Genomic DNA, 13,462 nt, shown 5'->3' with positions numbered 1-13,462 from the left:
GCAGTGATGGCGTCAGGCCCGAAGCGGGTCTTCGATACGCTGCGCAACGGTCTCGGTGCACCGCTGCTGGTGATGGCGCTGCTGGCCATGGTGGTCGTGCCCCTGCCGCCCCTGTTCCTGGACATCCTCTTCAGCTTCAACATCGCGATCTCGCTGGTCGTGCTGCTCGCGGTGATCTACGTCCAGCGCCCGCTGGACTTCAGCATCTTCCCGATCGTGTTGCTGGTCACCACGATGCTGCGTCTGGCGCTCAACGTGGCCTCGACGCGCGTGATCCTGATGCACGGCCAGAACGGCCCGGGCGCGGCCGGCAAGGTGATCGAATCCTTCGGCGAGTTCGTCGTCGGCGGCAACTTCGCGGTCGGCATCGTCGCCTTCGCGATCCTCACCATCATCAACTTCGTGGTGATCACCAAAGGCGCGGGCCGCGTGTCGGAAGTAACCGCGCGCTTCATTCTCGACGCCATGCCGGGCAAGCAGATGGCAATCGACGCCGATCTCAACGCGGGCATGCTCACGCGCGAAGAGGCCAAGAGCCGTCGTGAGGAAGTCCGCCAGGAAGCCGACTTCTACGGTGCGATGGACGGCGCCAACAAGTTCATCCGCGGCGATGCGATCGCCGGCATCCTGATTTTGTTCGTCACCATCTTCGGCGGCCTGGCGATCGGCGTGCTCCAGCACGGCATGGCGATGGGCGATGCCGCAGCGACCTACACCCTGCTCTCGATCGGCGACGGTCTGGTCTCGCAACTGCCGGCGCTGCTGGTGTCCTCGTCGGTCGCCCTGCTGGTCACCCGCGCCTCGCGCAAGCAGGACATGGGCGGTGAGGTCAGCGGCCAGGTGTTCGGCCAGTACAAGGCCCTGACCATCGCCGCGAGCATCCTGCTGGTGGTCGGCCTGGTGCCGGGCATGCCTAACTTCGCCTTTCTCAGCCTGGCGGCGATCGTGGGTTACGCAGCCTGGGCGATGCGCAAGCGCAGCCTCGAGGCCGAGCGCATTGCTGCGGATCCCGATGCGGCCGCCCTGCCTGCGCCGGAGCAGGCCGCCAACGCCGAGCTCGGCTGGGACGACCTGCGTCCGGTCGATCCGCTGGGTCTGGAAGTCGGCTACCGGCTGATCCCGCTGGTCGACAAGGCCCAGGGCGGAGAACTGATGGCGCGCATCAAGGCCGTGCGCCGCAAGCTCACCCAGGATGTCGGCTTCCTCATCCCGCCAGTCCACATCCGCGACAACCTCGAACTGGCGCCCACCGCTTATCGCCTGCTGGTGCACGGCGTGCCAGTAGCGACCGCCGAAGTCCATCCCGACCGTCTGCTCGCACTCGATCCGGGCGGCGCGCTGCACCCGATCGACGGCATCCCCGGCAAGGACCCGGCGTTCGGGCTCGACGCGCTGTGGATCCTGCCGCTGCAACGTGCAAACGCCGAAGCCGCGGGCTACACAGTGGTCGATCCGGCGACCGTGGTCGCCACGCACCTCTCGCACCTGGTGCGCGAGCAGGCCCCTGAACTGCTCGGACACGAGGAAGTGCAGCAACTGCTGGCGACGCTCGCCCGCAGCGCGCCCAAGCTCTCCGAAGACCTCACGCCGAAGGCGCTGCCGCTGGCTGTCGTGGTGCGCGTGTTGCAGAACCTGCTGGTCGAGCGCATTCCGGTACGCCAGCTGCGCCGGATCGCCGAAGCACTGGTCGAGCACGCCGCGCACACCCAGGACCCGGCCCAGTTGACCGCAGCCGTGCGCACCGCACTGGGCCGCTTCATCGTCCAGGAAATCGCCGGTCCATCGGCCGAACTGCCGGTGTACACGCTGGCCCCGACTCTGGAACGCGTCTTGCAAGATTCCGCGCAGGGTGCCGGTGCCGCATTGGAACCGGGCCTGGCGGAACGCTTGCAGCAGAGTCTTGCCGACTGTGCCAGCCAGCAGGAAGCCAGGAACGAGCCGGCAGTCGTCCTGGTACCCGGACAGGTGCGCGCCGCGCTGGCGCGACTGGTCCGCCACAGCGTGCCGGGGCTGTCGGTGCTGTCCTACAACGAGGTACCGGAAGACAAACGTCTGAAGTTGCTGGGCACGATCAATTGATCGCCGGGATTCGGGACCAGGGCGTGAGGATTCGTGAGAGCGGATCCCGCCAACGCGGAGAAAGTGCGATGCCAATGACGAGATCGAACCACACCACACGCGACACACCCCCGACATCGATGTCCGCTGTTCCCAATTCCCACTCCCCAATTCCGAATCCCTGCTCATGAAAATCCGCCGCTTCGTCGCCGCCGACATGCGCAGTGCCTTGCAACTGGTTCGACAGGCACATGGCCCCGATGCCGTGATCCTCTCCAACCGTCGTATCGAAGAAGGTGTGGAGATCGTCGCGGCCAGCAACTACGACGAAGGCTGCGTGCAGCGCGCCATCGAAGATGCACAGCGCGACGCACCGCCCGCCCCCGCGGCGCCGCCCACTGCGTCACGTGGCCCAGCCGTCGACAGCGAGCTGGCACCCTCCGAGCGCTGGTTGCGGGAGCTCAGTCCGCAGGTGCCGCCTGCGGCCTTGCGCCCGGCGACCGCTGCGCGTCTTGTCACCTCTGCCAGCGCCCCACCCACGCAGCTCCCATCGGAGCCGGCGACGTTCCACATCGACGGCCCGACCTTCGCCGAGTTGCTCGCTGCCGGCCATCGTGACGACACGCCGCAGGTCGAAACCGCCACGCACCTCCGGGCCGAATCGAGCGCACGCGACGAAATTCCGTCGCCGCCGGTGCCCGCACAGCCAGTGCCAGCCATCCTGGCCGCCGTGCCGGCCCCACAGGCGCCTGCCAGCGACGGAGAACTGGCGCAGATGCGTGACGAGCTGTCGCAGATGCGCTTGATGATCGAGCGTGAGATGGCCCGCCTCACCGACGAGCGACTGCGTGGCTCGCCTGCGCGTGCCCAGGCAATGGAGCTGATGGAAGACTACGGCTTCGATGCGGGCATCACCCGCGACACCGTGCTGCAGATTCCCGCCGACACCCCGGACGCGCGCGTCCGCGGCCTGATGCTCGCACTGCTGTCCAAGCAGTTGCCGATCTGTCCGATCGACCCGCTGGCCGAAGCGGGCGTCATCGCCCTCGTCGGACCGACCGGCGCCGGCAAAACCACGACCATCGCGAAGCTGGCCGCGCTCTACGCAGCGCTGCACCAGCCGCGTGACGTCGCCCTGGTGACGACCGACACCTCGCGTATCGGTGGCCGCGAACAGTTGCACAGCTACGGACGCCAGCTCGGCATCGCCGTGCACGAGGCCGACAGCGAGGCCGGGCTGATCCAGTTGCTGCAGAAGCTCCAAGATTACCGGCTGGTGCTCGTCGACACCGCCGGCCTGAGCCAGCGTGATCGTGCACTCGCCGGTCAGCTCAACTGGCTGCGTGCTGCGCGCCAGGTGCGCACCCTGCTGGTATTGCCCGCCAACACCCATTTCGCGGATCTAGACGAAGTGGTGCGCCGGTTCGAGAACGCCCGCCCGCAGGGCGTGGTGCTGACCAAGCTCGACGAGACCAGCCGATTGGGCAGCGCGCTGTCCGTGGTGGTCGACCACCAGTTGCCGCTGACCTGGGTGACCGACGGCCAACGCATTCCCGACGACCTGCACCGGGCCCATGCCGCGCATCTGGTGCTTCGCCTTGAAGATCTCCGCCGCGATGCCGATAAGCCGATTGTCCCGGAGCCCGCGTTCCGGAATCACGACCATGCCGTCGCCTGAGCGCCTGCCGATGTCCACCATTCCATTCCAGCCTGTCCGCACCCTCGCCGTCACCGGTGGCAAGGGTGGTGTGGGCAAGACCAACATCTCGGCCAACCTGTCGGTGGCGCTTTCGGGCATGGGCCAGCGCACGTTGCTGCTGGACGCCGATCTGGGCCTGGCCAACGTCGACGTGCTGCTGGGCCTGTCGCCGCAGCGCACGCTGGCCGACCTGGTCGCCGGACGCTGCGAACTCGACGATGTGATCCTCGAAGGTCCGGGCGGTGTGCTGGTCGTGCCCGCCGCATCGGGTCGCCGGCATATGGCCGAACTGCGTCCCGCCGAACACGCGGGCCTGGTCAACGTCTTCAACGACCTGCAGCGTGATCTCGACCTGCTGGTGGTGGACACCGCAGCCGGCATCACCGATTCGGTGCTGACTTTCTGCCAGGCCGCGCACGACGCCTTGGTCGTGGTCTGCGACGAACCGGCCTCGATCACCGACGCGTACGCATTGATCAAGGTGCTGGCGCGCGAGCGTGGCGTCGACCGGGTGCAGGTCGTCGCCAACATGGTCCGCAGCCCGCAGGAAGGCCGCAACCTGCACGACAAGCTCTCGCGCGTCTGCGAACGCTTCATCGGCGGCGTGTCGCTGAACTACCTCGGCGCGGTGCCGCAGTGCGACTGGCTGCGCATGGCAGTGCAGCGCCAGCAGGCTGTGGTGCTGGCCTATCCGGGCAGCCCATCGGCGCGTGCGCTGGTCGAGATCGCCCGCCGCATCTCGCGCTGGCAGGCGCCGACCGCGCCGCGCGGGCATGTCGAGTTCTTTGTCGAGCGCATGCTGCGCCAGGGAGTGACCGCATGAACCTCGCCGCCCGCCAGTACCAGGCGGTGCAACGCACGGCCGCGGTCGACCCGCTGGTCCAGCATGCCGAACTGGTTCGCCGTATCGCCCATCACCTCGCAGCGCGCCTGCCGGCCAGTGTGGAGATCGACGACCTCGTGCAGGCCGGCATGATCGGCCTGCTCGAAGCCTCGCGCAGCTACGACGCCGACCAGGGCGCCTCGTTCGAGACCTACGCGTCGATCCGCATCCGTGGCTCGATGATCGACGAAATCCGCCGTGGCGACTGGGTCCCCCGCTCCGTGCACCGGCGCGCACGTGAAGCTGCGGCGGCGATCCGAGAGATCGAACAGAGCAGCGGACGCGCGGCCAGCGCGCAGGAAGTCGCTGCCAAGCTCGAACTTCCCCTGGGCGAGTACCAGCGCCTGCTGGAGGACGCTGCGCGCGGGCAGGTACTCAGCCTGGATTCGCACGTCGAAGATCACGGCGAGGTGGAGCCGGTCAGCCGGGGCGGCGGGCCCACGCCACAGGAAGCGCTGGTGCGCGGTGAATTCGGCCGTGAGCTCGCCAAGGCGATCGGCCACCTGCCAGAGCGTGAGCAACTGGTGCTGTCGCTGTACTACGAGCAGGAGCTCAACCTGAAAGAGATCGGTGCCGTGCTCGGCGTCAGCGAGTCCCGCGTCTGCCAGATCCACGGGCAGGCGGTGATCCGCCTGCGCGGCCGTCTCACCGCCTTCCAGCTCGCCGATACGGGCTTCGGCCTCGACGACTGACGATCGGGATGCGGCGGCGCATCCCATCCCACACTGTTGCACGCTCTTTTTGAGGAACACGTTTTGAACAAGAACATCCGCATCCTGATCGTCGACGATTTCTCGACGATGCGCCGGATCGTCAAGAACCTGCTGTCCGATCTCGGCTTCAACAATACGGTCGAGGCGGAAGACGGCCACAGCGCGCTGTCCGTGCTGCGCCAGGACGCGGTGGAGCTGGTCATCACCGACTGGAACATGCCGGGCATGACCGGCATCGAGTTGCTGTGCGCGATCCGCGCCGATCCCAAGTTCCGCCCGTTGCCGGTGCTGATGGTGACCGCCGAAGCCAAGCGCGAGCAGATCATCGAAGCTGCCCAGAACGGCGTGAACGGCTACATCATCAAACCCTTCACCGCGCAGACGCTGGAAGAAAAGCTCGGCAAGATCTTCGAGCGCCTCGGGAACGCGGCATGACCACGCCCGACAACGAACGCGCCCGACTGGCGAACATGCTGCACGACGCGCTGGAAGCACTGGAGCGCGGCGACGAGGAAGGTTGGCGCCAACAGGTCGACGCATTGGCGAATGCGCGTGCGCGCAGCCTCGTCACCGGCCTGGGCCGGCTTGCGCGCGAACTGTCGCAGGCCCTCGACACGCTGCCGCCGACGCCCGCAGAAGGCAGCGATCTGGACGATGCCTGCGCGCGCCTCGACCACGTGGTCGCAATGACCGAGCAGGCGACGCACCGCACCCTGGACCTGATCGACGACAGCCGCGCGCTGGTCGCCCGGCTCAAGGAAGGTCCGCTGGACGACGCCCAGATCAGCACGATCGAATCGCTGCGCGAGAACCTGCGCGAGATGGCGCTGGCGCAGAGTCATCAGGATCTCGGCGGCCAGATCATCCGCCGCGTCGCCGGCATCGTCCGCGGGGTGCACGAGGGCTTCGGCGCGCTCGGCCTGCCGCCGAAGGAGGACAACCAGCGCGGCAACGGGCCGTCGGTCGCCGGCCTCGATCGCAATACGGTCGGCCAGAGCGACGCGGACGACCTGCTGTCGCACCTGGGGCTCTGAAGATCGACCCACGCGGTTGGAACAGGCCGCGCCGCGTCTCCGCGCGCGCGGCAGGAACGGGAATGCTGATGTCGAGACACGAACGAGTGATGACGCCGACACGTGCGCGACCCTGTGCAGTCGCACGGGCGGTTGTGCATGAACGGCCTGCCGCCCATGTCTGCGGCATGGCTGCCGGGCGGACCGCCCGCGCCAACGATCCGGGTCGACGCTGATGCAGTCGCCCGACATCGTTGCCGACTTCGTGCTCGAAGCCCGGGAGCTGCTCGACGACCTTGGTGGCCAGCTCGTGGGTCTGGAACAGACGCCTGATGACCGCGAGCGTCTCAACGCGGTCTTCCGCGCGTTCCACACGCTTAAGGGCGGCGCGGGGTTTCTCGGCGCGACGCCGCTGGTCGAGCTGTGCCATGCCGCCGAGGAAACCCTGGGCATGGTGCGCGCCGGTCAGACCCCGCTGCTGCCGCGCCACTTCGACGCGGCGCAGCAGTCGCTGGACTGGCTGCAGGCGATGGTCGATGCGATCGAGACCGACGACACCGTGCCGAGCGCACCAGCCGAGCTGATCGCGGGCTTCGCGCCGGCCGATGCGCCGGTCGCGGCACCGCTTCGCGCGGCCGCTCCAGTGGCCACCGGCGGCGACATGATCTCCGACGACGAATTCGAAGCCCTGCTCGACCAGTTGCACGGCGACGGCGTGCCCGGCACGCAGACGGTCGCCGCGACGGCGGCCATGATCGACGACGACGAATTCGAGGCTCTGCTCGACCAACTGCATGGCGCCGCCGCGCCCGGCGTGGCCGCGCCTGCGGCGACGGCCGCCAAACCCGTTGCCGACATGATCGACGACGACGAATTCGAAGCCCTGCTCGACCAGTTGCACGGAAGCGCCGCACCGGGCACGCAGGCAGCCGCACCCGCTGTCGCCACACCGACGCCTGCGGCCATTCCGCGACCGGCACCACGTAGCGCACCGCCCGCCGCGGCGCCGAAGGCTTCCGCTGCGCCGACCGAACGCGAGCAGACAGTACGCGTCGACACCAAGCGGCTCGACGTCATCGTCGACCTGGTCGGCGAACTCGTGCTGGCCCGCAATCGGCTCAAGACCCTGCGCGCACGGCTGCGCGACGAGGATCTCGACCGCGCCGTCACCACGCTCGACAACGCGACCGCGCGCCTGCAGGGCGCCGTCATGCGCACGCGCATGCAGCCGGTCGGCAAGGTGTTCTCGCGCTTTCCCAAGCTGGCCCGCGATGTCGCCCGCGCGCTGGACAAGGAAGTCGATCTGGAGCTCGTCGGCGCGGAGACCGAACTCGACCGCAACCTGGTCGAGGCCCTGGCCGATCCGCTGATCCACCTGGTGCGCAACGCGATCGACCACGGCATCGAGATGCCCGCACTGCGTGAGGCGACCGGCAAGCCGCGCGCCGGCCGCGTGCGCCTGATCGCGCAGCAGCAGGGCGACTACGTCGGTATCGAAATCCACGACGACGGCGCCGGCATCGATCCGGAACGGCTGCGTGCCAAGGCCCGCGACAAAGGCCTGATCGACGCCGAGTCCGCCGCACGTCTCAACGCCGAGGAATGCCTCAATCTGATCTTCCTGGCCGGGTTTTCCACCCGGGACGAAGTCAGCGACATTTCCGGCCGCGGCGTCGGCATGGACGTCGTGCAATCCCGCATCCGCGAGCTCGGCGGCCAGATCCAGGTGCAGTCCGAACTCGGTCGCGGCAGCCGTTTCTCGCTGCGCGTCCCGCTCACGCTGGCGATCCTGCCGACGCTGCTGGTCCATGCCGCCGACGACTGCTACGCCCTGCCGCTGGCGCGCGTGCAGGAGGTGCTGCACGCGCCGGCGCGCACGGTGAACTGGTTCGACGGGCGCGCCGCGCTCGACCGCCGCTCGCACACCCTGTCGCTGCTGGACCTGCGCCACTGGCTGGGCCAGCCGGCGCAGGACACGACATTGCTGACCATCGTGGTCCTGCAACGCGGCGACAGCCGCTTCGGCCTGGTCGTCGATGAAGTCCGCGGGCGTGAGGAAGTGGTCATCAAACCGCTGCCACGTGCGCTGCGCGGACTGCCCGGCTATGCCGGCGCGACGTTGATCGGTGACGGACGGCTGGCGCTGATCCTCGACGTGGATGCGTTGAAACGGTGAAGGGTGATGACCGGAGATGCGTCCGGTCGTCACCCGCTGCCCCGCTCCCACTCAAGTCCCCTGCCGCCCCGCCGATACCAACGTCATGGATATTTTCAGCATCGCCGGACTCGTCCTCGCCGTCGTCGCCCTGTTGGGCGGCAGCGTGCTCAAGGGCGCGGGTCTCGGCGCGCTGTGGTCACCGGCCGCATTCTTGATCGTCATGGTCGGCACCGTCGCATCGATCCTGCTGCACACGCCCGCGCCGGTGTTCAAGCACGCGATGCGCATCGCCATCTGGGTGATCAAGCCGCCGGTCTCCGATCGCGCTGCGCTGATCGCGCAACTGCTGGAATGGAGCAATGTCTCGCGCAAACAGGGCCTGTTGGGCCTGGAAAGCCACGTCGAGGCGCAGACCGATCCGTTCCTGAAAAAAGGTCTGCAGATGCTGGTCGACGGCGTCGAGCCTGAAGCCATCCGCCACATGCTGGAGATCGACCTGCAGGGCGAGGAACACAACGACCTCGCCGCGGCCAAGGTCTTCGAGGGCATGGGCATCTATGCCCCCACACTTGGCATCGTCGGCGCTGTGCTCGGGCTGATCGCGGTGATGAAGAATCTCGCCGACCCGAGCAAGCTCGGCACCGGCATCGCCGCTGCGTTCACTGCCACGATCTATGGCATCGCGTCGGCCAACATGTTTTTTCTGCCGATGGCGGCCAAGCTCAAGAGCGTCATCAATCGCCGCAGCGGCGAGCGCGAACTCGCGATCGAAGGGCTGATCGCGATCGCCCAGGGCGAGAACCCGCGCAATATCGAGGCGCGGCTCGCCGGCTTCCTGCACTGACCCGCGCATGGCACGTAAAAAACCCCACGAAGATCACGTCAACCACGAAGCCTGGGCCATTCCCTACGGCGACCTGGTGACCCTGCTGCTCGCCTTCTTCGTGGTGATGTACGCGGTGTCCTCGCTCAATGAAGGCAAGTACCGTGCGGTCGCGGCATCGTTGGCGAGCGCGTTCAATGCGCCGCCCCGCGCGATCGAGCCCATCCAGATCGGCGACAACCAGCGCAGTGAAGCCATGGTCGGCCGTCCGACGGCGTCCCCGCGTGGCGCGCATCAAGGGCCCAGCAGGGCACCGCTGCTCGATTCGCCGCTGCAGCCGATGCTCGAATCCAAAATGCGCGCCGACCGGATCGGTGACAGCGGTGCCGATGCGGCATCGATCGCCGCCTCTCGCGAGCAGCTCGCACGAATCGCATTGCAACTCGAAGACACGCTGTCGGAAATGGTGCGCGCGCGCCTGATCACGGTGCGCCGCTCGGACCTCTGGCTGGAGGTCGAGATCAACAGCGACATCCTGTTCCAGAGCGGCTCGGCCGGGCTGGATTTCGGTGCACAGGAGCTGCTGGGGCGTCTGGCCGCGGTGCTGCGCGACCTGCCCAATCCGATCCGGATCGAGGGCTATACGGATGATCGCCCGATCGCGACCGCGCAGTTCCCGTCGAACTGGGAACTCTCGGCCGCGCGCGCAGCAAGCGTGGTGCACCTGTTCGTGCGCGAACGTTTCGCGCCCGAACGTCTGGTGATGGTGGGCTACGGCGAGTATCGCCCCAAGGCGAGGAACGACACCGACGCCGGGCGCAACGCCAACCGCCGCGTCGTGCTGATGGTCTTGGCCACGCCCGATACCGGCGCACCGGTGGGGCCGCGGCAACCGATGGCGGAGCCACCTGCGTCGCATTATCCCGCAGCCCCGGTACCCGCCGTGGCCGGTGTCACCCCACCCCCTTCCCCTGCTTCCACCCCACCCCCGCAAGGAGACAGCTGATGCGCGTCTGGGCGATCGCCAACCAGAAGGGAGGCGTTGGTAAAACCACGACCTCGCTCGCCCTTGGACGCGCGATGGTCGCGCGCGGCCTGCGTGTGTTGCTGGTCGATCTCGACCCGCATGCATCGTTGACGCGTGCGTTCGGCATTCCCAGCGAGCCGCAGCCGCCGGGCGTCATCGACCTGTTCAGCACGCCGCCGCCGACGCTGGCGTCCTTGCTGCGGCCCTCGCCAACCGAAGGCCTCGATTTCGTTTGCGCGCAGACCGCGCTCGCCACGCTGGAACGCCGCAGCGCGACCCAGCCGGGTCTGGGACTCGCACTGTCGCAGGCGATCACCCGGCATGCCGGCGGTCACGACGCGGTGCTGCTGGACTGCCCGCCAACGCTCGGCCTGCTGATGGTCAACGCGCTTGCGGCGGCGGACCGCCTGATCGTGCCGACCCAGTGCGAGCCGCTGGCACTGTACGGACTGGCCGGCATGGTGCGGACCGGCGAGATGGTCGAGCGCTCGCGGCAGCGACCGTTGCCGGTGTCGATCATCCCGACGATGTACGACCGCCGCACACGGATCGGCCGCGACACCCTGAGTCAGCTGCGGGGCGAATATGCGGGCCGCATCTGGGCCGAAGCCGTGCCGGTCGACACCCAACTCAGCAACGCCGATGCGCTGGCCTGCCAGGTGTTCAGCGGCGATCCGCCCGGCCGCGCCATGGCAGCGTATGCCCGTGCGCTGGATTGGGTGCTGGCCGAGGATCACGCCCTGGAGCAAGCGGCATGACACCGGCTGGGGTCGTCGACGACTACCTCGGCATGTTGCTGTCGACGGCGACCGAAGAGGTGCCGGCGCCCGCTGCACGTGCAGCGACGCCGGCACCGACGCGCGTGCCCGAGGCGCCTGCCATCGTTGCGCCGCCTCTTGCGCTGGCTGCAGAAACACCCGAGGCGACCCCGGTCGCATTGGCGCCCGCACCGGTCGTGCGGCCCCAGGCACTGCCCCGTGTTGCACCACCGCCACGGGAAACGCCCTCGCCCCCCAAGATCGCCTTTGCAGCGCCGCCGCGCAACGCCGCCAACGCGCCCGGGCTGGCCGCGGCGGCACCGCTGCAGCACCGCCGCGCCGCGGACCGCACGGCCCGCTGGCTGCGCCTGCGCTGCGGCGTGCAGGCCTATGCGATCGAACTGCTGAAGATCCGAGAGGTGGTGCTGCCATCGCCGCTGCTGGCGCTACGCGGCGCTGCGCCTTGCCTGGCCGGCGTCATGAACCTGCGCGGACAGGTGGTGCCGGTGGTGGACCTCGGCCTGCAGCTGGGCGACGTGGCGGTGGAGGAAACGGCGGCGACGCGGATCATCGTGCTCGAGGATGCCGGCGACGTGCTCGGGCTGCGCGTGTCATCGGTCGAGGACGTGGTGCTGATCGGCGATGCGCAGATCGAGGGCACGCACACCTCGCGCCTGGCGCCGGTCGGCGATCACCGCATCCGCGGCATCGCTCGCCTGGCCGGGGCGATGATGCTGTTGCTCGACGCCAACCGGCTGATGGCCATCCCTTTGTTTCCGCCGCGTTGAGCGTGATCGCGCGGCCGCGCTAAAGAACCGCCGGGAATTGCCGCTATTCCTGTCCGAACCCCCTTTTGTGGAAGACGCGATGGACACCGTGCATCTAGGCGATGACCTCGGCATCGAGACCAGTACCGGCCTGAAGGAACGGCTTGCGCCGTATTTGGAGCAGGCCGAGGCAGTGGTGCTCGACGGCACCGAGGTGCGGCGGGTGCACACCGCCGGCCTGCAGGTGCTGTGCGCGTTCTTCGCCAGCCGCGATGGCACCGGTCACCGTACCGAGCTGCGCGGCTGCAGCGACGCGCTGCGCGATGCCACCCGCTTGCTCGGTCTCAACGCCGCACTCGGTCTCGACGGCGACACTTCCGATCCTTCAAACGCAACACACGCAAGCACAGTGGAGAACGCCGCATGAGCGCACGCATTCTTGTAGTAGACGATTCGGCCTCGATGCGCCAGATGGTGTCCTTCGCCCTGACTTCGGCCGGGTTCGATGTCGACGAGGCCGAAGACGGGCAGGTCGCGCTCGGCCGCGCCCAGGGCCAGCGTTTCAACGCCGTGGTGACCGACGTCAACATGCCGAACATGGATGGCATCTCGCTGATCCGTGCCTTGCGCGGCCTGCCGGACTACAAGTTCACCCCGATGCTGATGCTGACCACCGAGTCGGCGGCCGACAAGAAGGCGGAAGGCAAGGCCGCCGGTGCGACCGGCTGGCTGGTCAAGCCGTTCAACCCGGATCAGCTGGTCGCCACCGTCCAGAAAGTTCTGGGCTGATCTCCTTCAGTCCTTTCGCATCCAGATCGCAGGCCGAGTTCCCATGAGCATGGACATGCAGCGCTTTCACGCCACTTTCTTCGAAGAAAGCCGGGAGGGGCTGGAAGCGATGGAAGCCGGCCTGCTGCAGCTCGAACAGGGCGACCGCGATCCGGAGCTGATCAACTCGATCTTTCGCGCGGCGCATTCCATCAAGGGCGGCGCGGCCACGTTCGGATTCGACGCCGTCGCCGCGCTGACCCACGTGCTGGAAACGCTGCTCGACGAGCTGCGCGCCGGCAAGCGCGCGGTCACCGGCGCATCGATCGACGCGATGCTCGCCTCGGTCGACGTGCTGCGCGCCCTGCTCGGCGAAGCCGAAACCGGCCACCCCGCCGATCCGCAGGCCTCGCAGGCGGTCCAGGCGCGGCTCAACGCCGTCCTGGCCGGCAGCGAGGCGCCGGCGCCGGTTGCCGTAAAGCCTGCGGCGGCCGAGGCCGAACCGGCCGGCTGGCGCATCGGCTTCACGCCGGCGCCGTCGTTGTTCATGAGCGGCAACGATCCGCTGCGCATCATCCGCGAGCTCGATCGTCTCGGTCCGCTCGAGGTCGCCGTGCGTACCGAGCGCCTGCCCGGCTTCGACCAGCTCGATCCGCTGGAAGCCTATCTGGCCTGGGATCTGGGTCTGCTGGGCAGCGTGCCGCGCGCCGCCGTCGACGAAGCCTTCGCCTGGGTCGAGGACGACTGCGAACTCGACGTGCAGCCGATCCTGCCCGAGCCCGTCGAGGTCATCGA

13 protein-coding genes and 1 pseudogene are annotated in these 13,462 nt (G+C 68.2%); all 14 read left to right on the top strand.

What is annotated here, in order from left to right:
- The first annotated feature begins 6 nt into the window (after nt 1–6).
- The gene (flhA, locus tag ACZ9YD_RS06815) at nt 7–2,079 is read left to right on the top strand and encodes a flagellar biosynthesis protein FlhA (RefSeq protein ID WP_465074696.1); all 2,073 of its coding nucleotides are present in this window, start codon (nt 7–9) and stop codon (nt 2,077–2,079) included.
- A 166-nt stretch (nt 2,080–2,245) separates the two neighbouring features.
- The gene (gene flhF / locus ACZ9YD_RS06810) at nt 2,246–3,736 is read left to right on the top strand and encodes a flagellar biosynthesis protein FlhF (RefSeq protein WP_465074361.1); all 1,491 of its coding nucleotides are present in this window, start codon (nt 2,246–2,248) and stop codon (nt 3,734–3,736) included.
- Complete coding sequence (locus ACZ9YD_RS06805; protein ID WP_465074360.1) at nt 3,723–4,580, top strand: P-loop NTPase; 858 nt, start codon at nt 3,723–3,725, stop codon at nt 4,578–4,580. The genes flhF and ACZ9YD_RS06805 overlap by 14 nt, the downstream gene beginning before the upstream one ends.
- Nucleotides 4,577–5,332: an RNA polymerase sigma factor FliA gene (locus ACZ9YD_RS06800; RefSeq protein WP_465074359.1), complete on the top strand. Its 756-nt coding sequence runs from the start codon at nt 4,577–4,579 to the stop codon at nt 5,330–5,332. The genes ACZ9YD_RS06805 and ACZ9YD_RS06800 overlap by 4 nt, the downstream gene beginning before the upstream one ends.
- Before the next feature lie 63 nt (nt 5,333–5,395).
- Nucleotides 5,396–5,788, top strand: coding sequence for a chemotaxis response regulator CheY (locus ACZ9YD_RS06795; protein WP_465074358.1), 393 nt, complete (start codon nt 5,396–5,398; stop codon nt 5,786–5,788).
- The gene (locus tag ACZ9YD_RS06790) at nt 5,785–6,387 is read left to right on the top strand and encodes a protein phosphatase CheZ (protein WP_465074357.1); all 603 of its coding nucleotides are present in this window, start codon (nt 5,785–5,787) and stop codon (nt 6,385–6,387) included. Before ACZ9YD_RS06795 ends, ACZ9YD_RS06790 begins: the two co-directional genes overlap by 4 nt.
- A 214-nt stretch (nt 6,388–6,601) precedes the next feature.
- The gene (locus tag ACZ9YD_RS06785) at nt 6,602–8,542 is read left to right on the top strand and encodes a chemotaxis protein CheA (protein WP_465074356.1); all 1,941 of its coding nucleotides are present in this window, start codon (nt 6,602–6,604) and stop codon (nt 8,540–8,542) included.
- 85 nt (nt 8,543–8,627) lie between these two features.
- The gene (locus ACZ9YD_RS06780; protein ID WP_465074354.1) at nt 8,628–9,368 is read left to right on the top strand and encodes a flagellar motor protein; all 741 of its coding nucleotides are present in this window, start codon (nt 8,628–8,630) and stop codon (nt 9,366–9,368) included.
- A gap of 7 nt (nt 9,369–9,375) precedes the next feature.
- On the top strand, nt 9,376–10,353 hold the full coding sequence (gene motD, locus ACZ9YD_RS06775) for a flagellar motor protein MotD (protein ID WP_465074353.1): 978 nt from the start codon (nt 9,376–9,378) through the stop codon (nt 10,351–10,353).
- On the top strand, nt 10,353–11,132 hold the full coding sequence (locus ACZ9YD_RS06770) for a ParA family protein (protein WP_465074352.1): 780 nt from the start codon (nt 10,353–10,355) through the stop codon (nt 11,130–11,132). Before motD ends, ACZ9YD_RS06770 begins: the two co-directional genes overlap by 1 nt.
- Nucleotides 11,129–11,920 (top strand): chemotaxis protein CheW, encoded by a 792-nt coding sequence (locus tag ACZ9YD_RS06765; RefSeq protein ID WP_465074351.1) that lies wholly within the window; start codon nt 11,129–11,131, stop codon nt 11,918–11,920. Before ACZ9YD_RS06770 ends, ACZ9YD_RS06765 begins: the two co-directional genes overlap by 4 nt.
- Nucleotides 11,921–11,999: 79 nt before the next feature.
- A complete protein-coding gene (locus tag ACZ9YD_RS06760) occupies nt 12,000–12,326 on the top strand; it encodes an STAS domain-containing protein (protein ID WP_465074350.1) in 327 nt (108 codons plus the stop codon).
- Nucleotides 12,323–12,688, top strand: coding sequence for a response regulator (locus ACZ9YD_RS06755; RefSeq protein WP_465074348.1), 366 nt, complete (start codon nt 12,323–12,325; stop codon nt 12,686–12,688). The genes ACZ9YD_RS06760 and ACZ9YD_RS06755 overlap by 4 nt, the downstream gene beginning before the upstream one ends.
- Before the next feature lie 43 nt (nt 12,689–12,731).
- Nucleotides 12,732–13,434, top strand: a pseudogene (locus tag ACZ9YD_RS06750) (Hpt domain-containing protein); the annotation flags it as partial.
- Nucleotides 13,435–13,462: the final 28 nt, after the last annotated feature.

The organism is Luteimonas sp. AC640a (genome assembly GCF_979256585.1).
The sequence above is the reverse complement of the archived record's forward strand: the minus strand, read 5'-3'. Positions and strand labels throughout refer to the sequence as shown.

Coding starts and splice junctions, on each gene's coding strand:
- flhA (WP_465074696.1), top strand. CDS start 7: ATGGCGTCAGGCCCGAAGCGGGTCTTCGATACGCTGCGCAACGGTCTC.
- flhF (WP_465074361.1), top strand. CDS start 2,246: ATGAAAATCCGCCGCTTCGTCGCCGCCGACATGCGCAGTGCCTTGCAA.
- ACZ9YD_RS06805 (WP_465074360.1), top strand. CDS start 3,723: ATGCCGTCGCCTGAGCGCCTGCCGATGTCCACCATTCCATTCCAGCCT.
- ACZ9YD_RS06800 (WP_465074359.1), top strand. CDS start 4,577: ATGAACCTCGCCGCCCGCCAGTACCAGGCGGTGCAACGCACGGCCGCG.
- ACZ9YD_RS06790 (WP_465074357.1), top strand. CDS start 5,785: ATGACCACGCCCGACAACGAACGCGCCCGACTGGCGAACATGCTGCAC.
- ACZ9YD_RS06785 (WP_465074356.1), top strand. CDS start 6,602: ATGCAGTCGCCCGACATCGTTGCCGACTTCGTGCTCGAAGCCCGGGAG.
- ACZ9YD_RS06780 (WP_465074354.1), top strand. CDS start 8,628: ATGGATATTTTCAGCATCGCCGGACTCGTCCTCGCCGTCGTCGCCCTG.
- motD (WP_465074353.1), top strand. CDS start 9,376: ATGGCACGTAAAAAACCCCACGAAGATCACGTCAACCACGAAGCCTGG.
- ACZ9YD_RS06770 (WP_465074352.1), top strand. CDS start 10,353: ATGCGCGTCTGGGCGATCGCCAACCAGAAGGGAGGCGTTGGTAAAACC.
- ACZ9YD_RS06765 (WP_465074351.1), top strand. CDS start 11,129: ATGACACCGGCTGGGGTCGTCGACGACTACCTCGGCATGTTGCTGTCG.
- ACZ9YD_RS06760 (WP_465074350.1), top strand. CDS start 12,000: ATGGACACCGTGCATCTAGGCGATGACCTCGGCATCGAGACCAGTACC.
- ACZ9YD_RS06755 (WP_465074348.1), top strand. CDS start 12,323: ATGAGCGCACGCATTCTTGTAGTAGACGATTCGGCCTCGATGCGCCAG.